The organism is Actinomadura macra NBRC 14102, assembly GCF_001552215.1.
Taxonomy (GTDB): Bacteria; Actinomycetota; Actinomycetes; order Streptosporangiales; family Streptosporangiaceae; genus Spirillospora; species Spirillospora macra.
In genome coordinates this window covers 237,383-261,945 of the sequence record NZ_BCQT01000006.1, presented here as the reverse complement: position 1 = coordinate 261,945, position 24,563 = coordinate 237,383, and the positions used below count along the sequence as shown (strand labels likewise).

The following is a 24,563-nucleotide window of genomic DNA, read 5'->3' as shown; positions in this document are numbered from 1 at the left end:
GGGACTCGTGCGCGACATGCGTGCTTTGTGGTCCGATCCGCCCCGGTGATCTGCTCCAATGAAATGTTGTGCCGTCTGCTTCCTACCGTCTCGTGCGCCGCGCGGGTCCCGCGCGGGCCGTCCCGCCTGTGCTCGACGAGCAGCAGCGGCGGGTGGTCGAGCATGCCGGCGGGCCGATGCTGGTGCTTGCGGGGCCGGGCACCGGCAAGACGACCACGATCGTCGAGGCGGTCGTCGACCGGATCGAGGGCCGCGGCACCGACCCCGAGCGCGTCCTGGTCCTGACGTTCAGCCGCAAGGCGGCGGGCGAGCTGCGGCAGCGGATCACCGGACGCCTGCACCGGACGACGCGGACACCGCTCGCGCTCACCTTCCACAGCTACGCCTACGCGCTGCTCCGCCGGGACGCCGTGCTGAACGAGGAGCCCGCGCCGCGGCTGCTGTCGGGGCCCGAACAACTGCTGGAGGTCCGGCGGCTGCTGGAGGGCGAGCTGGCGGACGGCGCGCGGGACTGGCCGGAGCGGCTCCGCGCCGCGCTGGCGACTCGCGGATTCGCCGAGGAACTGCGCGACTTCACGCTGCGGGCGGTCGAGCGCCAGTACTACGCGGAGGAACTGGCCGCGCTCGGCCGGGTCCGGGGCCGCGATGACTGGCCCGCCATCGGCTCCTTCATGGAGCGCTATGCCGACCGGTTCCTGCTCGACCCCGTCCAGACCTACGACTACGGCGAGCTGATCCAGCTCGCCGCCGGGATGCTCGCCGACGAGCAGGTGCGGATCCGCGAACGCGACGCCTACGACGTCGTGTTCGTGGACGAGTACCAGGACACCGACCCCGCGCAGGAGGCGCTGCTGCACCACCTCGCGGGGGAGGGCCGCGACCTCGTCGTCGTCGGCGACCCCGACCAGTCGATCTACGGGTTCCGGGGCGCCGACGTTCGCGGCATCCAGGAGTTCCCGCACCGCTTCCGCACGCTGGACGGCGACCCGGCGCCGGTGGTGGCGCTGCGGACGTGCCGCCGGATGGGCCCGGAGATCCTGGAGGCGTCCCGGCGGATCGCGAACCGTTTGCCGGCCGGGGCGGCGGGCGTCGCCGAGCACCGGGCGCTCCGTCCGCTGGAAGACCTCGACGACGAAGCACGTGCAGGGGCCGACGAAGTGCGCGCTGTGTCTGTCAGGGGGGGCGCCCCCCCTGGACCCCCCGACGAAGTGCGCGCTGTGATCGCCGACTCCGAAAGCCAGGAGTCCGCCCTCGTCGCCGACGAGCTCCGCCGCGCGCACCTCCTCGACGGCGTCCCGTGGTCGCGCATGGCCGTCCTCGTCCGCAGCGCGATCCGGCAGGTCCCGGTGCTGCGCCGCGCCCTCGCCCAGGCCGGGGTGCCGGTGGTGGTCGCCGGGGACGAGGTGCCGCTCGTCTCCGAACCCGCGGTCCGGCCGTTCCTGGTGCTGCTGCGAGCGGCGCTCAAGAAGGGCTTCCTGGACGAGGTCGTCGCGGAGGACCTGCTCACCGGCCCGCTCGGCGGCGCCGACGCGCTGGCGATGCGGCGGCTCAAACGAGCCCTGCGCGACCTGGAGGAGCTGTCGGGCGGCCAGCGTCCCCTGGGCGAGCTGCTCGTCGCGGCGGTGAACGACCCGCGCGAGCTGGTGCCCGTCCACGAGAAGGTGCGGGCGCCCGCCGAGCGCGTCGCGCACCTGATCGAGATGGCGCGGCGCAGCGTGCACGACGGCGGTAGCGCCGAGGACGTGCTGTGGGCGGTGTGGAAGGAGAGCGGCCAGGCCGACATCCTGCTGGCGCAGAGCGTCAAGGGCGGCACGCGGGGCGCCGCCGCCGACCGCGACCTCGACGCCATCGTGGCGCTCTTCGACCACGCGGCGCGGTTCGTCGACCGGCTCCCGCAGGCGGGCCCCGAGCTCTTCGTCGACAACATCGCCGCGCAGGAGATCGCCGGGGACACCCTCGCCGAGCAGGCGCCGGACGGCGAGGCGGTCCGGATCCTCACCGCGCACCGCTCCAAGGGCCTGGAATGGGACGTGGTCGTCGTCGCCGGCGTGCAGGAGGGCGTGTGGCCGGACGTGCGGCTGCGCGGGTCGCTGCTGGGCGTCGAGGAACTGGTCGAGCACGCCGCCGGCGCCGAGCCCGACGGCGAGGAGGCGGCGGGCGCGTCGATGGCCGCCAAGATGCTGGACGAGGAACGCCGGCTGTTCTACGTGGCCGTGACGCGCGCGCGCAGGCGGCTCGTCGTCACCGCGGTCGGCGGGGACGACACCGAGGAGCGGCCGTCCCGGTTCCTCAACGAGCTGCTCCCGGGCGCCATCGAGCAGTCCCAGCTGGACGAGAAGACCCGCTGGCTGTCGCTGTCGGCGCTGGTGGCGGACCTGAGGTCGGTGGTCGCCGACGCCTCCCGCCCCGGGCCGCTGCGCCGCGCCGCCGCCGGCCACCTGGCGCGGCTCGCGCGGGCCGGCGTGCGCGGCGCCAAACCGGAGAACTGGTACGCCATCACCGCGCTGTCGGACCCGGGCCCGGCGTTCGCCGAGGACGAGCAGATCACGATCTCGCCGTCCCAGGTCGAGGCGTTCACCACCTGCGGGCTGCGCTGGCTGCTCGCCTCGGCCGTCGGCGCGCAGGAGGGCGGCCCCAACGAGTTCAGCACCATGGGCAAGGTCATCCACGCGGTCGCCGAGATGGCGGGCGCCGACGACGGGATCAGCGAGGTCCACGTCGCCGAGCGGCTCGACGAGATCTGGAACGACCTGGACTTCCGCAGCGCCTGGTACTCGGAGAAGCAGCGCGACCAGGCGGCGGCGATGGTCGACAAGTTCCTGTCCTGGCACCGCGACAACCCCAACGAGGTCGTCGCGCTGGAGGAGTCGTTCAAGGTCGACCTCGGCCGCGTCGTCATCAAGGGCCGCATCGACCGTGCCGAGCGCGACGAGCAGGGCCGCGCGGTCATCATCGACATCAAGACCTCCAGCAGCGCCGTGCCGAAGGAGGACCTCGCCCGGCACCCGCAGCTCGGCGTCTACCAGTACGCCGTGATGCTCGGCGCGTTCGAGCGGCACGGCCTCATCGACCCCGGCGGCGCCAAGCTCGTCCAGGTCGGCAAGGCCGCCTTCGCCGCCCGCGCCCGCGAGCAGGAGCAGCCCCCGCCCGCCGACGACGCCGACCCCGACTGGCCGAAGAAGCTCATCGAGATCGTCGCGACCGGCATGGCGGGGGAGGTCTTCCAGGCGCGCGCCAACGACAAGTGTCGGACGTGCCCCGTACGGTCCTGCTGTCCGGTGCATGACGAGGGCGGGCAGGTCGGTGACTAGCGTGGGGGGAACGGCGTGATCACGCCGGGCGAGCTGGCACGGCTGCTGGAGATACCCGCGCCCACCGACGAGCAGGCCCGGGTGATCGAGGCGCCGCTGGCGCCGATGGGGGTGATCGCGGGCGCCGGGTCGGGCAAGAGCGAGACGATGGCCGCGCGGGTGGTGTGGCTGGTCGCGAACGGGTTCGTGCGCCCCGAGCGGGTCCTCGGGCTGACGTTCACCCGCAAGGCCGCGGCCGAGCTCGGCGTCCGCGTCCGCAAGCGGCTCGACAAGCTCCGCGAGGTTCTGCCGGGCGACGAGCTGGAGCGGCTCGGCGGCGAGACGCTGTTCGACGGCGAGCCGATGGTGTCGACGTACCACTCCTACGCGGCGCGGCTCTTCGGCGACCACGCCCTGCGCGAAGCCCTGGAGCCGACGATGCGGCTGATCTCACCGGCGGTCGCCTGGCAGATCTGCTCCCGCGTGGTGGACACCTACAACGGCCCCATGGACCGCATCGAATGGCAGCCCGACACCGTCACCAAGGCCGTGATGGAGCTGTCCGGTGACCTGTCGGAGCACCTGCGCACGTCCGAGGACGTCCGCAGGGTCGGGACCTGGCTGGACGAGCGGTTCGCCTCGCTGAAGAAGGCGCTCAAGCCGCAGCGCGACATCCTCGCCAAGCACGCCGTCCGCGAGCAGCTGATGCCGCTCATCGAGGCGTACGGGCGGGCCAAGGCCGACCGGGAGGTCATCGACCACGGCGACCAGATGGCGCTGTCCGCGCGGATCGCCTACAAGCACCCCGAGGTGGGGATGTTCGAGCGGTCCCGCTTCTCCGTGGTCCTGCTCGACGAGTACCAGGACACCAGCCAGGCGCAGCTCGTCCTGCTGACGTCGCTGTTCTCCGGCGGCCACCCGGTGACGGCGGTCGGCGACCCCTGCCAGTCCATCTACGGGTGGCGGGGCGCGAGCGCCGGGAACCTGCTGCGGTTCGCCCACGACTTTCCCGCGCAGGCGGCCGTCGCCGGGCGCCGTCCCGTGCCGGCGCCCGTCGTCCAGCTCAGCCGCTCGTTCCGCAACGGCGAGCAGATCCTGGACGCGGCGGCCAGGATCCAGGAGGAGCTTCGGGCGGAGACGGCGGCGGTGCCCCGGCTCGTCCCCGGGGCCGGGCGCGAGGGACGCGGCCGGGTCGAGTGCGCCCTGTTCACCACCGTCGAGGAGGAGGCCGACCGGATCGCCGCGCGCGTCGCGGGCCTGATGGCGGCCGACCCCGAGATCGCCCCGGACGGCGGCGTCCAGGCCGAGCCGCTCCAGTACTCCGACATCGCCGTCCTGGCCCGCAAGCGGTCGCAGTTCCCGCTCGTCCGGCGGGCGCTGGAGGCGCGCGGCATCCCGGTGGAGGTCGTCGGCCTCGGCGGGTTGCTGACCGTCCCGGAGGTGCAGGACGTCGTCGCCACCCTGCGCGCCATGCACGATCCGACGGCCGGCGCGTCCCTCGCCCGCCTCCTCACCGGCCCCCGCTGGCGCCTCGGCCCCCGCGACCTCGTCGCCCTGGGCAGGCGGGCGCGGGCGCTGGCCCAGGAGTCCGCCCGCGACGTGACCCCACCGGCGCCGCCCGAGGCGCCGTCCCCGCCTGAGGCCGATGCTCCCGCGGGTGACGCGCCCGCCGGGTCCGGTGAGGCCGCGGGCGAGGATCCGCTACGGCAGCTCGTCAGCGAACTGAACCAGGAGACCGGCAGCCTGGTGGACGCGCTGGACGATCTCGGCGACCCCGCCGCCTACTCGCCCGAGGGCTTCGGGCGGCTGCGGCGGCTCCGCGACGAGATGCGCGGCCTGCGGAGCCAGGTGGGGCTGCCGCTGCCCGACCTGGTCACCGAGGTGGAACGGGCGCTCGGGCTGGACATCGAGGTCGCCGCCCGGTCCGGGCTCGACCCGGTCACCGCGCGCGCCGACCTGGACGCCTTCATCGACGCCGCCGCCACCTTCGCCGGCGACGCCGAAGACCCCACGCTCGGCGCGTTCCTCGCCTACCTCAAGGCCGCCGAGTCCGAGGAGTTCGGGCTGGAGGCCGGGCGGGTCGGCGAGACCAACAGCGTCAAGCTCCTGACCGTCCACGCGTCCAAGGGGCTGGAATGGCCGGTGGTCGTCGTCCCCGGCCTGTCGTCCATGCCGCAGAAGAACGGCGGTCCCGCCAAGGGCTCGGTGTTCCCGTCGCCGCCGCAGAACGCCACGCGCTGGACCGCGAACCCGCGCGTCCTGCCGTTCATGCTGCGCGGCGACCGCGCCGACCTGCCCCCCCTGAACGGCCTGGAGAAGGACGACCTCGCCGCGTTCGAGCAGGCGTGCGCGGAACGCGACCTGCGGGAGGAACGGCGGCTCGCCTACGTCGCGGTCACCCGCGCCTCCAGCCTGCTCGTCACCACCGGGTACTGGTGGGGCGCGTCGGGCCGCCCGCTCGGCCCCTCGCCGTTCCTGGAGGAGGTGCGGGCGGTGTGCGTGGCGGGCGCGGGGTCGGTCGCGGTGTGGGCCGCTCCGCCCGAGGAGGGCGCCACCAACCCGCTGCTCGCCGACCCCGACGAGGCGCACTGGCCCGCCGGCCCCGGGGAGCGCGGCCGCACGGACGTCACCGCGCGTGAGCGCTACGCCGCGGTGGTCGAGGGCGCCCGCATGGTCGAGGATGCGATGGCCGGGCGGACGCGGCACTGGGCCGGGAACGCCGGGCTCGCGGCCGCCGACCGCGGCCGCATGACGGCGTGGGCGCGCGACGTCGAACTGCTGCTCGCCGAACGGGACCGGGGCCGGGGCGGCGACGGTCTGCTCGTCGAGCTGCCCGCGAACCTGTCGGTGTCGTCGCTGGTGTCGCTGGCGCGCGACCCGGCGGCGCTGGCCCGGCAGATCCGCCGTCCGATGCCGCGCCCGCCCGCCCCCTACGCGCGGCGCGGCACCGCGTTCCACGCCTGGCTGGAGAGTCGCTGGGGCCAGCAGCGCCTGCTGGACCCCGACGAGCTGCCCGGCGCCGCCGACGAGGGCGCCGCCGACGACACGCACCTGGCGCGGTTGCGCGAGCGGTTCGAGGAGTCGGAGTGGGCGGCGCGCGAGCCCCTGGACATCGAGGTCCCCTTCGAGACCATCATCGGCGACCGGCTGGTCCGGGGCCGGATGGACGCCGTCTTCCGCTCGCGGGACGGCGCGTACGAGGTCGTCGACTGGAAGACCGGTGCGCCGCCCCCGGCGGAGGAGGCCGCGTTCGCCTCCGTCCAGCTCGCGGCGTATCGGCTGGCGTGGGCCGAGCTGGTCGGCGTGGAGGTCGAGCAGGTCAGCGCGGCGTTCCACTACGTGAGCGCGAACGTCACCGTCCGTCCCGCGGACCTGCTGGACGCGGCCGGCCTCGCCGCGCTGCTCGACGGCGTCCCGGCGGCCTGAGACGGGCGGTCCCGGGGACGAGAGGGGCGTCTCTGGGGAAGGCCGGCCACCACAACTGTGTCCGATTTGTCGGGTGATGAGTTGCGCTCGCCTCTGGTCACCGTGCGTTGTTTCGGGGATGATCCGGGCAAACCTAGGGAGGCGGCGTGACGGTGACGCATGACGAGAAGGTCGTACGGGAGTTCTCCAAGCAGGCGGCAGGGTTCGCCGATCCCCGGCTGAACGTCGCCTTCACCCGCCATCTGGACCGGCTCGTCCGGTTCATGGACCCAGAACTCGACACCGAGGACGTGGTGCTGGAGGTGGCCGCCGGTACCGCGCTCGTCTCCCGTGCCATCGCCCGCCGCGTCCGGCACGTGACGGCGCTCGACCTCACCCCGGCGATGCTCGCCGAGGGCAAGCGCGCGGTGGACCGGGACGGCGTCACCAACGTCACCTTCACCCACGGCGACGCCACCGCACTGCCCTACCTCGACCGCTCGTTCACGCTGGTCGTCACCCGCTTCTCGCTGCATCAGGTCGCCGACCCCGAGGCCGTCGTGCGGGAGATGGCCCGGGTCAGCCGGCCGGGCGCGGCACTGATCATCGCCGATCTCGTCCGGCCGGAGGGGATCGACGGCGACCCCGACCGCATCGAGCGCCTGCGCGACCCCTCGCACGGCACCGCGCTCACCGCCGCGCGGATCGCCGGCCTCCTCGCGGCGGCGGGCGCGGAGGTGAAGAGGTCCGAGGAGTTCGACTACACCCGTCCGTTGCAACCGTGGCTGGACCTGGCGCAGACGCCCGCCGACATCGCGGCGCAGATCCGAAAGGAACTGGAGGACGAGCTCACCGGCGGCCCCGCCACCGGGATGCGGCCCAGCGAGATCGACGGCGAGTTGCACTTCACGCACTCCGCGCTGTTCCAGCACGCCGTGGCCGGGTGACGGCCGCGCGGCGAGGCACTCTCCAGACGATTATTTCGAGCAAACGTTCGACGTTGATCGCTCGTATGTTCTAGGTTGTCGGGCATGGGTTCCAGCAATGTGCGCTCCCTCGATCGCGAGCCTGCCGCGCTGGCGATGCGCATCGGCGTAGTGGCGGCCGAGGCCGCCCTCGCCACCTTCGCCCGCAACCTCGACCTCGACGACCTCGCCGCCGGCGTCGACTTCCAGGGCGCCATCGGTCCCGCCGAATGGCCGGTGTTCTCCCTGGTCATCGACACGCTCGCGGAGGCCGGGCCGGACGATGCGCGGACGGTGGACGAGCGCCGCGCGGAGGCCCTCAACGACCTCGCCCGCATCTGCATGGCCGCCAAGCAGCGCGCCGGCGCCGCCTGACCCTTGTGACCCGCCCGACTGGCCGCGGCCGTTTGCTCGGCGAGGCGAGGCGGGGCGGCGCCCGAATCCTCCGCGGCCCGGATGCGGGCGCCGTCACCTCCTCCGTGCGGGGCCCGCAATAAGGGATCGCTGTCATTTGGGCTGCCGGGTACGTTCCTGCCAGGTCTCGTACTGCTGTCACCGCGGACGACCTCGACCGGGCCGTTCACCTCTCATTGGCCGTCCTCCGGGAGGCGCCGCCGGACGCGCCGGACGCGTGGGACGCCAAGGCCGGAACGCTGTGCTCCCGCGTGCTCGCCCGCCTTTTCCCGGGCGTTCCCTCGGATGCGCAGCCCTGGCCCACACTTCTGTGGGCCACCGGCCGGGGCGACCTGCCCGGACGCTCGCGACGCACCAGATGGCGCTGGGACGGCACCCCCGCCATGGTCAACGCACGTAGTGGAATGTCGGGTGGGGGTGCATCAGGAAATCGTGGTGGGAGATGTTCCAGGCGTAGGCACCCGCCATGGTGAAGGCGATGACGTCGCCCGGCGTGAGAGGCGGGACGGGCACGTCGCGGGCGAAGACGTCCTTCGGCGTGCAGAGCTGCCCCACGAGGGTCGCCTTCGACAAGGGTCCGCTCTTCGGGGTGAGGACCTCGAAGGGGTGACTGTGGCCCTTGGCCGCGGGGGTTCGCAGGTGGTGCGTCCCACCTCGGAGGATCACATACGTTTCGCCGCGTGTGGTCTTGACGTCCAGAACGTCGGTGACGTAGCGGCCGTGGTAGGCGGTGATGGCGCGGCCCGGCTCGATCCGGAGCGTGGCGTCGGGCGGCCTCGCCAGGGTGAGCCCGCCGCCGTAGGCCGTCCAGTCGAAGCGCTCCTCGGGGGCCGTGTAGTCGACGGCCATGCCGCCGCCGAGGTTGATCTCGGGTTCGGTGACGCCGTGGGCTCTCAGCCAGGGAAGCGCCCACGCGGTGATCCGCCCGGCCATGTCGAGGAGTGCCGGGGCGTCCAGTCCGGACGCCAGGTGGGCGTGAATTCCCCGCAGGGTGAGGTGCGGTGTCCCGGCGATGCTCCGGGCGCAGGCGTCGAGGTCGTGCTCGTCCATGCCGAAGGGGCCGTTCATGGTGAGCACCGCGCCGGGCGCGGTGAGGGGGAGGTTGGCCCGGAGAAGGACGTCGGCCGGGCCCAGCATTTGCAGCCGCGCCAGCTCGCGCGGGCTCTCGACGTGGATCCGGTCGACGTTGAGGGCGAGGGCCTGCGCCAGCTCCTCATCGGTCTTGCCAGGGCCGCCGAACGCGAGCGGGACGTCCGGGAGCGCCCTCCGGACGTGGGCCAGCTCGCCGCCTGAAGAGACTTCGACGCCGTCGATGTGGGGCGCCAGAGCGCGGAGGATCTCGGTGTCCGGGTTCGCCTTGGCGGCATAGAAGAGTTCGGTGCCGCCCAGCGCGGCACGGATCGCGTCGGCGTGGCCGGCCAACCCGGCGAGATCGTAGACGTAGGCCGGATAGGTCAGGTCGCGGGCGAGGTCCGGGGTCATCGGGGCACCGCCAGGGGGTTGGCGGCGGGGACGTAGGCGGCGGCACGGTCGGCGGCGCGGGCCCACCGGGTGCGCAGGTTGGCCTTCGCCGGCAGCGGCACGCCCGCCAGAAGCGCCCTGACGTGCGGGTGTGCGCCCAGGGCGGCGAAATGCTCGCGCGCCGTCCGCCAGAGCCCGAGCGAGGGGTGAAGGTCGGCCACCGCCGCGGCTATCTCGGTCAGGTGGTTGATGAGGAGGCAGTAGACGACGCGGTTCCAGCCCTGGTCGGGCGCATAGGTGAGGGCGTCGGCGACGGGGGGCGGGAGGTGCGCCAGGTCCCACCGTCCGGCGGTCAGCTTGGTGCCTTCGAGGTCGCGGAAGGCGGCATGGACCGGCATGCCGTCAGGGGCGACGCAGATCAGGACGTTCTGGAGGTGCGGTTCCAGAACGACCCCGTGGTCCAGGTAGGCGTGGAGGACGGGCGGTGCGACACACCCCACGTAGGCGTCCCACCAGGCAAGGGCGCCCTCCGGAGTGGCCATGGCGGGCAGGTCCGCGAGGAATGTGCCGTAGGGGTCGGCCAAGGCCCCAGCCAGGAGCGGCGTACCCGGGAGGGCTTTGACGCCCTGGCGGAGGATGACGCCAAGACCTTCGTACAACTGGCGGTCGGCCAGCGCGAGTGTGCGGTAGGCGGGTTCGGCGAGGAACGTGGCGTCCAGCGTCGCGAACGTGTCCGCCAAGAGCCGGTTGAGGACGGCCGCCCCCGAGAGTTCGTACCAGGCGTTCTTGCGGACGCAATTGGTGATGCGCACGTCGAGGCTGAACTTGCAGAACAGGTCCGCGTCCGGCAAGTACACCGTGCGTACAGAGGAAGTGGGCAGTGCCTCGGTGTCGGACGGTCCCAGGTCGGTGATGAGGTTCTCGGCGAGAGCGCGATGTAGGACGGGCCGATGCGAGAGCAACGAGAACTGCCACGGATGGACAGGTAGCAGTGTGCGACCAGGGGGAACCGATGGGCCGTACGCCTCCAGATCCGAGAACGCGTCCGGATGCCCCTCTTCAGCCACCAGCTCGGTCGGGACGGCCAGCCAATGCGGACGGAACCGGGACCGGGTCTCCGGCGCGTACTTGAGCCACTCGCTGGGCGAGCCTTGGCGCGCCTTCGGAGACGGGTGAAAACGGTGGCCCGCCACCAGCGCCTGCTCGGACGCGATGAACCGGTCGCCGTGCCTGCCGTCGTCGGGCGCTCCCCGGGCGGCGAGGATGGCGGCCAGCGCGCTGCGGCTGTCACCGACCTGCGTCAGGAACTCCGGATTCGGACGGCCGGTGGCCAGCTCCAGCTCACCGGCCACCAGATCGGACAGCCGGTCCCAGGCGGCGGGCATCCACTCGTCCTCGCGCTGTTCCTCATAGGGCGGGGTCAGCCGGTAGGTCGGTCCCGACGGGGGGCGTGCCAGGCCCGCGCGCAGAACGACGCCGGCGCGCGGGAGGCGCAGGACGACGTGCCCTTCGTCCGGCCATACCTGCTGCTCGGGGGCGCAGACCTCGCGGATCAGGCAGTTGAGCAGCGCGGTGGCGGTGGCGTCGTCGGCCGTCAGGGCCCGTTCTGTCAGCAGCACGTGTCGTCCCGTAGATAGTTCGGCCCCGGCGGGCCGTAGTGCTTGTTGATGTCGGCCGCGCCGGTCCTCGCCTTGTCGACGAGGGTTCCGGCGGTGACCATGGCCTTGCTCGGCAGCGATGCGGCGTCCAGCGTGCGGGAGCGCAGGAACGCGTCGCCGGGTCCAAGGGCAGCGTCGAGCCGGTCGCGGATCATCGCCTGGCCGGTGCGCCAGGGGAGCAGCCCCCGTCTGGCCAGACCGACGGCCGGGGCCGCCGCGCACAGGTGCAGGGTGATCGTGATGAAGACGCGGGCGAGCGCCTCGGGGTCGCGCGTCACCATCCGCCGGTCGACCAGGTCGCGCGGATCGGTGGACGGTGCGATTCCCAGGCGATCGTGCAGGACGTCCGGGTCGATCAGTGCGCCGTCGTTGTCCTTGATGAGGATGCGCGGCGGGCCGTCGTCCAGGACGAGCGCCACGTTCTGTTGGTGCGCCTCCAAGGCGATCCCGTAGCGGAACAGGGTGACGTTCCAGGAGAGCAGGGCCGACAGGTAGGCGTCGAACAGGGACGTGACGTCCCAGCGTTCGATCACGTGCCCGCCTTCAGGAGACTCCGCGAGTAACGCCGCGATGGGAACGATGTGCGCGCGCGCCGTCTCGGGTGGAAACCGTCGTACGAGGTAGCCGAGAAGAGGGGAGTCCGCGTGGCCGTAGGTCTGCTCGTCCGCCAGAAGGATCGGGAGATCCTCTCGCTCCAGGACGCGGTGCAGGATCCGTTCGACCAAGGCCCCGTCCGGCAGCGTGCCCGGGACGATCGTGCGGCGGTTGCGCAGCCCCAGCGTGCTCGTCGGCAGCGGCATCTTCAGGTGGTCCAGCGGAGCGGCGGCCACGGTGCGCATCGAGAGCGTGGGGGCAACCTGTAGATAACGTTCCGGCGCGATCGTCGCCCTGGTTTCCTTCCGTACTCGGGAGACTGCCAGAGGATGCACGGGAAAGAGGTCGGCGCCCGATGGCAGCCCCACATCGGCAGGGTCCGGCCACCATTTCGGGCGGTCTCCCATCAGGGTCGCGTCGGAGACGGCCGCCCAACGCAGCGGGAAGACGGGGTGGAACTCCGGGGCGTACCGGCTGAGGTCCGCCATGCTCAGACCTGCCCGGCCCCGGCCGGTCGGATGGACGGGGTGGTCGGTGTGGGCCGCGAGGGTCTCGTAGAACGTCCCCGGACCCGCACGCAGCTCGCCCGGAATCCGCGCAAGACGCCGGTGCACCGCGGGGCGCGCGTCCTCATGCAGGCGTAGCGCGGCGAGCGCTTCCCGGCATTCCTGCTTGAAACCCGCCACATCGTCCCGCGGATCCGCCAACGCCTCGACCAGCGCGAAGACGTCGCGGAGGTCGAGGTGCTGGGTCTCGTCCAAGACGAGGTCAGAGAGGAACGGCGGCTCCGCTTGGACGAGACGGACCACGCGCGTCGGGAGCCTCAGGGTCCGTGTCCGGTGATCGACGAGACGGCGCAGCCCCGCGTAGTCCTCGCGCAGCAGAGCGTTCAGGACCCGGGCCGCCAGCGGGCCTTCGATGTCCGTCACGCGATCGTCCACGTGTGGGCTTCGCGGAATCGGGCCAGCGCCGTCTCCACCTGACCCGCGTCGGGGCCGATCGCGCGGACCGTCCCGAGGTAGTCCCGGTTGGTGCGGGTGATGGCGATGGCGTCGCCGACGCCGCGCTGCGGCCGGTAGGCCAGCCGCACCGCGCCGTCGTCGGTCTCGAAGGCCTCCGGCGCGGCCGTGAGCCGACCGGGCCGGTCGGCGATGATCGGCTCCGCCACGGCGTGCCGCCGCGGGCGCGGTCCGTCGGCGTCCAGGGGTTCGCCCAGGTGGACGCGGAGGATCCGTTCGAACAGCGGGACGCCGAGCAGGTCGGCGAGCAGGAAGTCGCAGTGGTCGCCGATCAGCCGGTAGTTCACCTCGATGATCCGGGCGCGGCCGTCGTGGACGACGAACTCGGTGTGGCATGCCCCGAAGCCGACGCCGAGCGCCTCCAGTTGGGCCAGGACCTGCGGCGTCTCCGGGGGCGGCGGTGCCCATTCGAGGCGCTCCTCCACGAAGAACGGCGGCGGCGAGACCCGCGTGCGGAACGAGCCCAGCACGCGCAGTTCACGGCCGTCCCCGAGCGTTTCGAGGGTGTGCAGTTCCCCGGGCAGGTACTCCTCGGCCACCAGCGGGTCGCTCCGCCGTGCCGCGACCTCCTCGCGCCGGGCGGAAAGTTCCCGCATGTCGCGGACGAGGAACACGTCCTCGCTGGCCACGCCCTCGCGCGGTTTGAGGACGAGCGGGAACGGCGCCTCCGGTGGGACCGCGAAGGCGTCCGCTGAGAAGACCGGATCGAGCGGGGCGAGGTGGCGGCGCATGAGCGCCTTGTTCTTCGTCCGGGTCGCCGCGCGCCAGTCCTTGCCCGGCAGCCCGAAGTACGCGGCGGCCAGCGCGGTCGGTGCCTGGAGGAAGTCGCTGTTGGAGAAGATCCCGCCGGGCGTCCCGCCGACACGGGCGATGACCTCCCGGAAGTCGGAGACAGCGCACTCGGCGACCGTCCCCTCGTGGCGGTGGGCGGACGGGCGGTCGGTGAGCAGGATCGCGTCCAGACCCAGGCGTGCGGCGGCGGGCAGGAATCCGTGCGTCACCGAGTCGGTCGCCTTTCCGGCGACCACGTAGACAGAGGCGGACACAGTGGGTCTTTTCAGTGGGTGAGGTAAGGCTTGCCTAACTGGAAGTTTCACCCTAGTGGCCGGGCGCTGGCGACGCGTGCAAGATCGATAACATCGCGTGTCCCATGCCGTCCGTTAATCCGCAAGGATGACCTCATGGACCTCGTCGATCGGTGGATCGCCCTGGCCGGTCCGCAGACCCGGCACATCGGAACCGATCTGGACGCCCGCTACGGCGAGCCGCACCGCCGCTACCACACCCGTGAGCACCTCACCGCCGTCCTGGACCTTGTGGACGAGCTGGCCGACCATGCCGCCGATCCCGACGCCGTCCGGCTCGCGGCCTGGTTCCACGACGCCGTCTACGAACCGGAGCGCGCCGACAACGAGGAACGCAGCGCCCGCCTGGCCGCCCGCATGCTCGCCGACACCGACCTCGCGCCCGGCGACGTCGAGCGGGTCGTCCGGCTCGTCGGGCTGACGGCCACGCACGCCCCCGGCGAGGACGACCGCGACGGACAGGTCCTGTGCGACGCCGACCTCGCGATCCTCGGCGCGGACCCCGACCGGTACGCCGCCTACGCGGCCGCCGTCCGGGAGGAATACGCGTTCGTTCCCGAGCAGTTCTACCGGGCCGGACGTGCGGAGATACTGAACGGGCTCCTGGCGCTGCCCTCGCTCTTCCACACACCGCCCGCACATGAGCGCTACGAGGAACGCGCCCGGCGTAACATACAAACCGAACTGATGCTCCTGAACGCCTAACGTGAAAGGCGCACGACCTTGCGGCGCCGCAGACCGGCCTGGGTCAGCCGCAGGACAAGCTCTTGACAGCCCACCGCCGCCGCGCCCTGCGCGACAGCCGCCTCGTACAGCTCGGACGGGACGTCGTAGTGGTCGCGTTCGAACGCTCGTGGCGGCATCCCCAGCACCGCCGCGAACGCATGCAGCTCCTCGTACGAGACGTCGCTCACCATGTGCGACCACACCCGCCCGCGTGCGGGCCACAGAGGTGGATCAATGAGGATCAAAAGTTCTCCGGGGGACCAGTGACCGAAATCCTTTACAGTGCCTGACAGTACGACATGCGAAGGGGCATGCAGGTGAACGACGTAGTCGCGTACATCCAGGCCGGCCGTGACCGATTCATCGCCGACCTCAAGGAATGGCTGGCGATCCCGTCCATCTCGGGGGACCCGGCGTATGTCGCCGACGTGCGGCGATCGGCCGAATGGCTCGCCGCCCACCTGCGGGAGCAGGGCTTCCCGACCGTCGAGACCTGGGAGACCGAAGGGCTGCCCGCCGTCTTCGCCGAATGGCCCGCGGCCGACCCCGGCGCGCCCACCGTCGTCATTTACGGGCATCACGACGTCCAGCCGGTGGAGCCGCTGTCGGAGTGGGAGACCGACCCCTTCAAGCCCGTGGAGAAGGGCGACCGGCTCATCGGGCGCGGCGCCTCCGACGACAAGGGCCAGGTCTTCTTCCACACGCTCGGCATCCGCGCCGCGCTCGCCGCGTCCGGCGCGACCGCCCCGCCCGTCACGATCAAGCTGCTGGTCGAGGGCGAGGAGGAGTCCGGCTCGGTGCACTTCGGCGAGTTGCTGCGTACCCACCGCGCTCGCCTCGACTGCGACGCCGTCGTGATCAGCGACACCACGATGTGGGCGGCCGACGTCCCGTCGATGTGCACCGGGATGCGCGGCCTCACCGAGGTCGAGCTCACCCTGCGCGGCCCGTCGTCCGACCTGCACTCCGGTTCGTTCGGCGGCGCCGTCCCGAACCCCCTGCACGCCATGGCCGAGCTCCTGGCGTCCCTGCACGACTCCGGCGGGCGGGTCACGCTCCCCGGCTTCTACGACGACGTCGTCCCGCTCACCGACGAGGAGCGTGAGCTGTTCGCGCGGCTGCCGTTCGACGAGGAGGCGTGGCTGCGCACCGCGGGCGACAGCCGCGCCCCGTACGGCGAGGCGGGCTACACCACCCTCGAACGGATCTGGGCGCGCCCGACCGCCGAGATCAACGGCATGTGGGGCGGGCACACCGGTCCCGGCGGCAAGACGATCGTCCCCCGCGAGGCGCACGCCAAGATCTCGTTCCGGCTCGTCGCCGGGCAGGACCCGGCCAGGGTGCGGGACTCCTTCCGCGCCTGGGTCGCGGCCAACACCCCGGCCGGCGTCGTCGCCGAGGTGCGCATCCCCGGCGGGGGCGTCCGCCCGTGCTTCTCGCCGATCGACTCCGCCGGCGTCCGCGCGGCGCGTCGCGCCATGGAACGGGCCTTCGGAGGTGAGATCCTGTTCACCCGCGAGGGCGGCAGCGGACCCGAGGCCGACCTCGCCGACATCCTGGACGCGCCGCTGATCTTCGTCGCGGTCGGGTTGAACGGCGACCGGATCCACGCCCCGAACGAGAAGGTCGAGATCCCCCTGCTGCTCAAAGGCGCCGAGACGGCCGCCTACCTGTGGGAAGAACTCGCCACCGCGCTGCGCTGAACTCAGCCGGAACACCCGGGAGTGGGAGGAGACAGGTGACGGTGACCGACGGCCCTCTGGAGTGGCTGGCGCTGGCGCGCGGCACCCTGGACAGGGTCGCGCTGAACCGACGCGACGACGGCTGGATCGCCGGCGCGTGGGCGGACCCCCGGACACGGGTCCTGATCGTCCAGGACGGGTGCGCGCTCGTGACCTACGAGCCCGCTCCCGCGCTGGTGTTGGTCCCGCCCGCGCAGGCGCCGGACGGCGACCGCTGGCTCCTCGGCGTCGACGAGGGCGGCGCCGCCTATTTCGGCGTCGCGGCCGCACTGCCCGCCGTGGAGGGCGCCGAGCCCGCCGGGCTCCGGCAGGTCGGCGCGCTGCTGGCCGACCGAGACTCCGGTCTGCTCACCCACGTCGTCGCGCTGGAGCACTGGCACAGCGCCAACCGGTTCTGCCCGCGCTGCGGCACCGAGACCAAGGTCGCCTCCGCCGGCCACGTCCGGGTCTGCCCGGCGGACGGCTCGCAGCACTTCCCGCGCGTCGACCCCGCCGTGATCATGCTGGTGACCGATGCGGCCGACCGGATCCTGCTGGCCCGCGGCCCGCGGTGGCCCGCCGACCGCCGCTCGATCCTGGCCGGGTTCGTCGAGCCGGGCGAGTCACTGGAGCAGGCCGTCGCGCGGGAGGTGGACGAGGAGGTCGGGCTGCCCGTCCGGGACGTCCGCTACGTGGGCAGCCAACCATGGCCACTACCGCAGAGCCTGATGCTCGGCTTCACCGCCACCACCGACGGCGACGCGCCGCTGCGCCCCGACCCGGAGGAGATCCTGGACGCCGCCTGGTACACCCGCGACGAGCTCCGCGCCGCCATCGACGCAGGGGACCTCGTCGCGCCCGGTCCGCTGTCCATCGCCGCCCAGCTCATCATGCGCTGGTACGGCGGTGAACTGCCCAACATGCCCCACTTCTGAGAGCGGGGCCGTCGCTCACACCTCGCCGGCCAGGGCCGCCAGGTGCCGCTTCACTTCCTTGGCGCTCGGGTTCGTCAGGACGACCGCGTCGCCGATGGTGACCGTCGGGACCGTCTGGTTCCCGCCGTTGACGCTCATGACGTAGTCGGCGGCGGCGGGATCGCGCTCGATGTCGACCTCGACCATCTCGATGCCGTCGCGGGCGAGCTGGCTCTTGAGCCTGCGGCAGAAGCCGCACCAAGACGTCGTGTACATGGTGAGCTGCCCGGCAGGGCCCTTGGCCCGTTCGGTGGTCGGCGTCGCCATCGGTGCGTCGTCTCCCTCGTTCGTTCGTCGGACCCGTTCGATACGCCTATCAGAGAACAGTGGGTGCGCGCTTCTCATTCCTACCCGCGGGGACGGTCCCCGCGGCTGCAAAGATGGGGGGATGTTGGCAGAGTCGGTGCTCGCGGGACTCGACCCCGATCAGCGGGCGGTCGCCGAGGCGGTGCAGGGCCCGGTGTGCGTGCTGGCAGGCGCGGGCACGGGAAAGACGCGGGCCATCACCCACCGCATCGCCTACGCCACCCTCACCGGGGTGGTCACGCCGCAGCGGGTGCTGGCAGTGACGTTCACCACGCGCGCGGCGGGGGAACTGCGGAGCAGGCTGCGGGCACTCGGGGCACCCGGCGTGCAGGCGCGGACGTTCCACGCCGCGGCGCTGCGCCAGCTCACCTACTTCTGGCCGCGCGTCGTCGGCGGCCAGCCCCCGAAGATCATCGACTCGAAGATCGGGTTGGTGGCGGACGCGGCGCGCGCCTGCCGGCTGTCCTACGGGCGCACCGAGCTGCGCGACATCGCGGGCGAGATCGAGTGGTCGAAGGTCACCCAGAACCGTCCCGAGGACTATGGCGCCGCGGTCGCCAAGGCGGCGCGCAAACCGTCCGTCGACATCATCGACGTGGCCCGCGTCTACGCGATGTACGAGCAGCTCAGGCGCGAGCGCAACCTCCTCGACTTCGAGGGGATGCTGGAGCTGACGGCGGCGGTGCTCACCGAGCACCGGGAGGTGGCGAACCAGGTCCGCGAGCAGTACCGGTACTTCGTCGTCGACGAGTTCCAGGACGTCAACCCGCTGCAGAAGATGCTGCTCGACACCTGGCTCGGCGACCGCGACGACCTGTGCGTCGTCGGTGACCCCAACCAGACGATCTACTCCTTCACCGGCGCGAGCCCGTCCCACCTGCTCGACTTCACTCGCGACCACCCGGACGCGACGGTGGTGAGGCTCGTCCGCGACTACCGCTCCACACCGCAGGTCGTGCGGCTCGCGAACGGCGTGATCGGCGCGGCGCGCCGAAGCGCGGCGCAGTCGCCGGGAGACCGGACCCCGGGCGGCCATTCGCTCGAACTGGTGGCGCAGCGTCCGGACGGGCCCGACCCCGTCTTCAACGAGTACGACGACGAGGTCGCCGAAGCCGACGACGCGGCCCGGCGCGCCCGCAAGCTCATCGACGACGGCGTCCCGGCGCGGGAGATCGCGATCCTCTACCGGATCAACGCCCAGTCCGAGACGTACGAGGCGGCCCTGTCGGCGGTGGGCGTCCCCTATGTGCTGCGCGGCGCGGAACGATTCTTCGAGCGTCCCGAGGTGCGCGAGGCCGTGGTCCGGCTGCGCGGCTCGGCACGCGCGGGCGCCGACGCGGAGACCGACGGCACCGGCCTGATAATGACCGTCCGGCACGTCCTGTCCGGGGCGGGGTTCTCCGACCGGCCGCCCGAAGGCGCGGGCGCCGCCCGCGCGCGCTGGGAGTCGCTTGCCGCGCTCGCCCAGCTCGCCGAGGACATGGCGGCCGACGACCCGAAGGCGGGCCTGCCGGAGTTCGTCGCCGAACTGGAGGAACGCGCCGCCGCGCAGCACGCGCCGCCGCTGGAGGGCGTCACGCTGGCGTCGCTGCACGCCGCCAAGGGCCTGGAATGGGACGCGGTGTTCATCGTCGGTCTCGCCGAGGGCACCCTGCCGATCATCTACGCGGAGACGCCCGCGCAGATCGAGGAGGAGCGCCGCCTGCTGTACGTGGGCGTCACACGCGCACGCGTCCACGTGACGTTGTCGTGGGCGCTGTCACGCTCGCCGGGCGGCGCACGGCGCCGCCGCCCGTCCCGGTTCCTGGACGGCCTCACCGGCAAGACCACCACCCACACCCCGGCCCCCGTCGACCGGAAGAAGCGTCGCGCGGGCAAGGGCCCCCAGCCATGCCGGGTGTGCGGACGCCCGCTCACCGCCGCCGTCGAGCGCAAGCTCGGCCGCTGCGAGGACTGCCCGTCCGAGCTGAACGAGGAACTGCTCATCGCGCTGCGCGAATGGCGCGCCGAGGCGGCGGCGGAGCAGAAGATCCCCACTTACGTGGTGTTCACCGACGCGACCCTCCAGGCGATCGCCGAGCACGCCCCCGAGTCCGTGGAGGAACTGGCCCGCATCCCCGGAGTGAGCAAGGTCAAGCTCGACCGTTACGGCGAGACCGTCCTCACCCTCTGCGGCGCCTGACGTCACCCTGACGCCGGGGGGTGAGACCCCGCTCACACGGGGCGATAGGGAACACTGCTCGGTGTGAAGGAGTCACTGAAGTCACTGCTGGACCTGCTCGACCTGGAGCAGATCGAGAACGACATCTTCCGGGGACGCAGTCCCGCGGACCGCCAGCAACGGGTCTTCGGCGGCCAGGTCGCCGGGCAGGCGCTGGTCGCGGCCGGACGCACCGTCCCGGTGAACCGCCCCGTGCACTCCCTGCACGCCTACTTCATCCGGCCGGGCGACCCGCTGGTCCCGCTGGTCTACATCGTCGACCGCGTCCGCGACGGCAGGTCCTTCACCACCCGCCGCGTGACGGCGATCCAGCACGGCAAGGCGATCTTCACGCTGTCGGCGTCCTTCCAGATCGCCGAGGACGGCCCGCATCACCAGGCGCCCATGCCGGACGCCCCTGCCCCCGAGACCCTGCCGCCCGCCCTGGAGCGCCTCACCCCGCTGTTCGGAGAGGCCGGGGCCCTCGCGTTCACCCAGCAGCGCCCCTTCGACGTCCGGCACGCGACGCCGCTGACGTGGGAGGCCGCCAAGGACCCCTCCCTCGCCACGCCGGAGACCAAGGTCTGGCTGAGGGTGGACGGCGAGCTCCCGGACGACCCGCTCCTGCACGTCTGCCTGATGACCTACGCCTCCGACATGACGCTGCTCGACACCGTCCTGCTCAACCACGGCCTCGCCTGGGGCGACAAACGGACGATGGGTGCCAGCCTCGACCACGCGATGTGGTTCCACCGGCCGTTCCGCGCCGACGACTGGCTCCTCTACTCCCAGGACACGCCCTTCGCCGGCGGCGCGCGCGGGCTGGCGCGAGGTCAGGTCTTCACCCACGGCGGCGAGTTGGTCGTGTCGGTGATGCAAGAAGGACTTATCCGCGTCGCGGACTCGTGAGATGATCGTTCCGTGCGGGGTTGTTGGGGGGCTTCGACGTCTGCCGGGCGGCCGAGGTTCTCCGGTAAAAGGGTGAACTGACCCACAAACTCGCAGGTCAAAAATACCTTGATTGATTTGCCGAAGTCCCCGTACGCTCGTTGCGAGCAATCAGCCGGCCGGTCCGGGTGGATCTTGGATCCAGCGGACGCGGCCCGAGTAGCCAGAGAGGTGGTGTGTCGTCCGGTGATGAACATGTTGATCAAATCAGCGCGGATCTGGACCCCCGCCTGCCCTGGTGACTCCCTCGCCTATTCCGCCGCGTCCGTGTGGAGCCGGCCGGGCCTGAAGCCCGGCGGTGCCGTCACGAACGGCGGCGCGAATGCGCGGTCCGGCGAGTCGAACCCGGCCACCAAGCCGAGCGATGCCTTTGGCATGCGACTGCGCGGTCTGCGTGATCTGCGCTTCGAGCAGCGAGTCCAGGACGAGCAGGGGCGGACTGTCTTCGAACACCTCGAGGACATCAGCACCCAGGCTCCGGCCACGGCCCACAAGGGCGCCCCCCTCACGGGTGGCGTGTCGGGTCCGTACCCCTGGAGGCGACCGGTCTAGCTAGACACCGGCAAGCCCCCAGGCCGCGGATCCAGACACCGGATCCGCGGCCTTCTTATTTGCCCAGACAACCCACCGACACGCCCGTTGAGATCCAACGAGAGGAACAAGGGTGACTGTGATGCAGGGGGCACTCGCAGTGAGCGAGGAGGACCTCACGCTTCCGTGCCGGACCGATCCGGAGCTGTTCTTCGCCGAAGCTCCCGCCGACGTCGAGCTCGCCAAGGCCCTGTGCCTGGAGTGCCCGCTTCGCAGGGAGTGCCTCGCCGGGGCGCTTGAGCGCAAGGAGCCCTGGGGCGTCTGGGGGGGCGAGCTGTTCGTCCGCGGCGTGATCGTTGCGCGCAAGCGGCCGCGTGGCCGTCCCCGGAAGCACCCGCTGCCGGACCAGGTGACCGTGTAGGACCTTGATGTCCGTCACGTCCGCACTCGGCCGTACCGACCCCGGAGGCGCGGTCCCCGCGCGGGGACCACGCCTCCGGGCGGCCAAGGAGAACACGATGAAGCCGCTCAGCCAGGAACTGCCCCGGGAGCCGATGCCCGTGACGGTTTCGGACGAGCTCGCCGTCCGTGTGCGCGCGCTCCGCCGTGCGCGCAGGGACGCTCGTACCAGGGCGTCCCGCGTGCGGCGCGTCCTGCTCGCCCCCACCGCGAGCGGCGAGACGTACGCGCATGCCCAGGACATGCACCGCAACTGAAAAGACCATCCCGGCCCGTCCGGTCGCAGGCCGCCGCCCGTCCTTCTTGGATGGTTTGGCGGGTCGGCCGCCTCCCGAGACGGGCGCCTGGAGCGCGTCGGTGGCCCACTCACCGGACGCGCGAGAACGGGGCCCCGCGCACCTCATCAGTGCGCGGGGCCCCGAGGGGTTTGCGGGGTCAGCCCGTGACGAGCTCGCCGTCCTCGTCGTCGGCGAATCCCGGGACCCACCTCAGCGACTCCGCGCGGGCAGGAATCTCGCACTCCAGCTGGCACAGCACACCGGTGCCCGCCGACAGCACCCGGTGAATGATCACGTACTCGGGTGGCAGGTTCAGCTGCCGGACGACGTTGGTCGGGCGCAGGTCGGTGACGCGGGCTGCCATGTCGCGCAGCCATTCGCGATTGAACTTGAAGGTCTCGGTGACGAACGGCTCGGTGATCGGTGCGAGGAACGCCTGGAGGGACTCGGCGTCCACCGCCACGCCCTCGCGGATGAAGTCCTCGCGGCGCAGGGCCTCCTCGATCTCGTCGATGTCGGCCATCGTGCCGATGCGCAGGAGCAGGCCGAGCCGCTGCTGGAAGCCGCCCGGGATGCGGTCGACGGCGCCGAAGTCCAGGACGCCGAGCCGGCCGTCCTCCAGCAGACGGAAGTTGCCGGGATGCGGGTCGCCGTGCAGCATCCCCGAGCGCTTCGGGCCCGACAACAGGAACCGGCAGTACAGCAGTGCGGCGTGGTCGCGGGTCTCCTGGTCGCCGTCGCTGATGATCTGGGAGAGCGGGGTGCCGTCCATCCATTCGGAGACGAGCACGTTTCCGGCCTGGGCGATGATCTCGGGGATGGCGAAGTCGGGGTCGTCGGCGTAGGCGTCCCGGATGATCGTCTGGGACTCGGCCTCGATCGCGTAGTCCAGCTCCTCGACGACCCGCTCCTTGAGCTCGGCGAGCATCGACTTGACGTCCAGCCCCGGCATCAGGACGCCGAACAGCCGGCCGAGCCGGGCCAGCTGGTTGAAGTCGCTGATCAGCGCCTTGCCCGCGCCCGGGTACTGCACCTTGACGGCGACGGCACGGCCGTCGTGCCAGACCGCCCGGTGCACCTGGCCGATCGACGCCGCCGCGGCGGGCCGGTCGTCGAAGGAGGTGAACCGCTCACGCCAGTCCGCACCGAGCGCCTCGGCCAGCACCTTGTGGACGGTGGCGGCGGGCAGCGGGGGAGCGGCCTCCTGCAGTTTGGTGAGCGTGGCTCGGTAGGGGCCGGCGATCTCCGGGGGCAGCGCCGCCTCGAAGATCGACAGCATCTGGCCGAGCTTCATCGCCCCGCCCTTGAGCTCGCCGAGCACCTTGAACAGCTGCTCGGCGGTGCGGGTCTGGATCTCCATGGCGACGGCCTCGGCCGGTCGGCCGAACGTCCGCTTCCCCAGGCCGAGTGCGCTCCGTCCCGCGAAGCCGATGGGGAGGGACGCCAGCTTTGCGGACCGCGTCACCGCGCGGCGGGGAAGATCGCTCACGTCGACCATTGTCGGTGATCCGCTCTCGTTCGCGCCACAACCACCCGGGCCCAAATCACGGTCGCTGGGACCGATGAACGCTCATCACCTGCGAGGACGCTGTAAGTGTGCGCTTTCTCACGCCCCGGGGCCGCCCGCTGGGCGGCCCGCCGGGCGGCCCCGGGAGCCGGCGGGGTAGGTTGCGGGCCATGTCCGATGAGCTGTCCGATGAGCTGTCCGATGAGCTGTCTGATGTGCTGCTGATCGAGCGCCGCGCCGACGGGATCGCCGTCCTCACGCTGAACGATCCGGGCCGCCGCAACGCGATGTCCGACGCGATGACCGCGGCCTGGAGCACGGCCATGTCCGACCTTCGCACGGACAAGGAACTGCGCTGCGTCGTGCTGACCGGGGCGGGCAGCGCGTTCACCTCCGGCGGCGACCTTTCCTGGCTCGCCGACACCAACGCCGAGGCCGTCCCCGCCCTGCGCGACCGGATGCTGGAGTTCTACCGGACCTGGCTGTCGGTCCGGACCCTCGAAGTGCCCACGATCGCCGCCGTCAACGGGCATGCGGTCGGTGCCGGGCTCTGCCTCGCGCTGGCCTGCGACCTGCGGTACGCCGCGACCGACGCCAAACTGCTCGCCCCGTTCACCGCCCTCGGGCTGCATCCCGGCATGGCCGCGACCTGGCTGCTGCCGGAGGTGGCGGGGCTGCCGCTGGCCCGCGAGATGCTGCTGACCGGACGCGCCCTCACCGGGACGGAGGCCGAACGGTACGGGCTGGTCAACCATGCCGTCCCGCGCGACCACGTGCTCACCGAAGCCCTCTCCGCCGCCGCCCGGATCGCCGCCCGGGCCCCGATCGCGACCCGGCTCACCAAGGTCGCGCTGTCGGGCGGCGGGCACCCCGACATGGAGTCGGCACTGCGCTGGGAGTCCCTCGCCCAGCCGGTCACGATGGCCTCCGACGACATGATCGAGGGCATCGCAGCCCAGCGGGACAAGCGCCTCCCGAGGTTCACCGGAGCCTGACCGGGCGCCCCGATCGGCTGTGGAAAC

At 72.1% G+C, this 24,563-nt stretch carries 20 protein-coding genes; 13 read left to right on the top strand and 7 right to left on the bottom strand.

The annotated features are described in order from the left end of the window. The first annotated feature begins 68 nt into the window (after positions 1 to 68). The 4 genes from AMA02S_RS10390 to AMA02S_RS10375 all read left to right on the top strand — a co-directional run bounded on the left by AMA02S_RS10390 (position 69) and on the right by AMA02S_RS10375 (position 8,035). Positions 69 to 3,311 carry an ATP-dependent helicase gene (locus AMA02S_RS10390; RefSeq protein ID WP_067455391.1) on the top strand — a complete coding sequence of 1,081 codons (3,243 nt, stop codon included), beginning with the start codon at positions 69 to 71 and terminating at the stop codon, positions 3,309 to 3,311. Between the two features lie 15 nt (positions 3,312 to 3,326). Next, positions 3,327 to 6,716 (top strand): ATP-dependent helicase, encoded by a 3,390-nt coding sequence (locus tag AMA02S_RS10385; protein WP_067455388.1) that lies wholly within the window; start codon positions 3,327 to 3,329, stop codon positions 6,714 to 6,716. Positions 6,717 to 6,862: 146 nt separating this feature from the next. Next, positions 6,863 to 7,642: a class I SAM-dependent methyltransferase gene (locus tag AMA02S_RS10380; protein WP_067455385.1), complete on the top strand. Its 780-nt coding sequence runs from the start codon at positions 6,863 to 6,865 to the stop codon at positions 7,640 to 7,642. An 84-nt stretch (positions 7,643 to 7,726) separates the two neighbouring features. Beyond that, positions 7,727 to 8,035 carry a hypothetical protein gene (locus tag AMA02S_RS10375; protein ID WP_067455382.1) on the top strand — a complete coding sequence of 103 codons (309 nt, stop codon included), beginning with the start codon at positions 7,727 to 7,729 and terminating at the stop codon, positions 8,033 to 8,035. Positions 8,036 to 8,461: 426 nt separating this feature from the next. Here AMA02S_RS10375 and AMA02S_RS10370 read toward each other — a convergent pair whose 3' ends face one another. From AMA02S_RS10370 to AMA02S_RS41570, 4 genes are read right to left on the bottom strand one after another with little or no spacing between them, the layout of a single operon-like run. Further along, on the bottom strand, positions 8,462 to 9,556 hold the full coding sequence (locus AMA02S_RS10370) for a type III PLP-dependent enzyme (RefSeq protein ID WP_067455379.1): 1,095 nt from the start codon (positions 9,554 to 9,556) through the stop codon (positions 8,462 to 8,464). Further along, positions 9,553 to 11,154, bottom strand: a complete 1,602-nt coding sequence (locus tag AMA02S_RS10365) for an IucA/IucC family protein (protein WP_067455377.1) — start codon at positions 11,152 to 11,154, stop codon at positions 9,553 to 9,555. Before AMA02S_RS10365 ends, AMA02S_RS10370 begins: the two co-directional genes overlap by 4 nt. Further along, positions 11,145 to 12,716, bottom strand: coding sequence for an IucA/IucC family protein (locus tag AMA02S_RS10360; protein ID WP_067456921.1), 1,572 nt, complete (start codon positions 12,714 to 12,716; stop codon positions 11,145 to 11,147). The genes AMA02S_RS10365 and AMA02S_RS10360 overlap by 10 nt, the downstream gene beginning before the upstream one ends. Further along, on the bottom strand, positions 12,713 to 13,852 hold the full coding sequence (locus AMA02S_RS41570; RefSeq protein WP_067455374.1) for an ATP-grasp domain-containing protein: 1,140 nt from the start codon (positions 13,850 to 13,852) through the stop codon (positions 12,713 to 12,715). Before AMA02S_RS41570 ends, AMA02S_RS10360 begins: the two co-directional genes overlap by 4 nt. Before the next feature lie 135 nt (positions 13,853 to 13,987). Between AMA02S_RS41570 and AMA02S_RS10350 the strand changes: the two genes are divergently transcribed. After that, a complete protein-coding gene (locus AMA02S_RS10350; protein ID WP_067455371.1) occupies positions 13,988 to 14,596 on the top strand; it encodes an HD domain-containing protein in 609 nt (202 codons plus the stop codon). Here the strand turns inward: AMA02S_RS10350 and AMA02S_RS10345 are convergent. Then, positions 14,593 to 14,862, bottom strand: coding sequence for a DUF4031 domain-containing protein (locus AMA02S_RS10345; protein WP_084264960.1), 270 nt, complete (start codon positions 14,860 to 14,862; stop codon positions 14,593 to 14,595). The two genes, AMA02S_RS10350 and AMA02S_RS10345, sit on opposite strands and share 4 nt — an antisense overlap. Positions 14,863 to 14,934: 72 nt before the next feature. Here AMA02S_RS10345 and AMA02S_RS10340 point away from each other — a divergent pair, with 72 nt between their 5' ends. Together AMA02S_RS10340 and nudC are read left to right on the top strand one after the other, a co-directional pair. Next, a complete protein-coding gene (locus tag AMA02S_RS10340; protein ID WP_245667439.1) occupies positions 14,935 to 16,320 on the top strand; it encodes a dipeptidase in 1,386 nt (461 codons plus the stop codon). Between the two features lie 41 nt (positions 16,321 to 16,361). Then, positions 16,362 to 17,273, top strand: coding sequence for an NAD(+) diphosphatase (nudC, locus tag AMA02S_RS10335; protein WP_084265078.1), 912 nt, complete (start codon positions 16,362 to 16,364; stop codon positions 17,271 to 17,273). 15 nt (positions 17,274 to 17,288) lie between these two features. Here the strand turns inward: nudC and AMA02S_RS10330 are convergent, their stop codons facing one another. Then, the gene (locus tag AMA02S_RS10330; RefSeq protein WP_067455365.1) at positions 17,289 to 17,579 is read right to left on the bottom strand and encodes a mycoredoxin; all 291 of its coding nucleotides are present in this window, start codon (positions 17,577 to 17,579) and stop codon (positions 17,289 to 17,291) included. A gap of 121 nt (positions 17,580 to 17,700) precedes the next feature. On the opposite strand from AMA02S_RS10330, the gene AMA02S_RS10325 reads away from it, so the two are divergent. The 5 genes from AMA02S_RS10325 to AMA02S_RS10305 all read left to right on the top strand — a co-directional run bounded on the left by AMA02S_RS10325 (position 17,701) and on the right by AMA02S_RS10305 (position 22,013). Continuing rightward, positions 17,701 to 19,800 (top strand): ATP-dependent DNA helicase UvrD2, encoded by a 2,100-nt coding sequence (locus AMA02S_RS10325; protein ID WP_067455362.1) that lies wholly within the window; start codon positions 17,701 to 17,703, stop codon positions 19,798 to 19,800. 63 nt (positions 19,801 to 19,863) lie between these two features. Then, positions 19,864 to 20,727, top strand: a complete 864-nt coding sequence (locus AMA02S_RS10320; RefSeq protein WP_084264959.1) for an acyl-CoA thioesterase — start codon at positions 19,864 to 19,866, stop codon at positions 20,725 to 20,727. Between the two features lie 234 nt (positions 20,728 to 20,961). Next, positions 20,962 to 21,318: a hypothetical protein gene (locus tag AMA02S_RS10315; protein ID WP_157430497.1), complete on the top strand. Its 357-nt coding sequence runs from the start codon at positions 20,962 to 20,964 to the stop codon at positions 21,316 to 21,318. 121 nt (positions 21,319 to 21,439) lie between these two features. Continuing rightward, on the top strand, positions 21,440 to 21,718 hold the full coding sequence (locus tag AMA02S_RS10310; protein ID WP_067455353.1) for a WhiB family transcriptional regulator: 279 nt from the start codon (positions 21,440 to 21,442) through the stop codon (positions 21,716 to 21,718). A gap of 97 nt (positions 21,719 to 21,815) precedes the next feature. Next, positions 21,816 to 22,013, top strand: coding sequence for a hypothetical protein (locus tag AMA02S_RS10305; protein WP_157430496.1), 198 nt, complete (start codon positions 21,816 to 21,818; stop codon positions 22,011 to 22,013). Positions 22,014 to 22,191: 178 nt separating this feature from the next. Here AMA02S_RS10305 and AMA02S_RS10300 read toward each other — a convergent pair whose 3' ends face one another. Continuing rightward, positions 22,192 to 23,523 carry an ABC1 kinase family protein gene (locus AMA02S_RS10300; protein ID WP_067456912.1) on the bottom strand — a complete coding sequence of 444 codons (1,332 nt, stop codon included), beginning with the start codon at positions 23,521 to 23,523 and terminating at the stop codon, positions 22,192 to 22,194. Between the two features lie 188 nt (positions 23,524 to 23,711). Here AMA02S_RS10300 and AMA02S_RS10295 point away from each other — a divergent pair, with 188 nt between their 5' ends. Beyond that, positions 23,712 to 24,536 (top strand): enoyl-CoA hydratase/isomerase family protein, encoded by an 825-nt coding sequence (locus AMA02S_RS10295; protein WP_067455347.1) that lies wholly within the window; start codon positions 23,712 to 23,714, stop codon positions 24,534 to 24,536. Positions 24,537 to 24,563 lie beyond the last annotated feature (27 nt).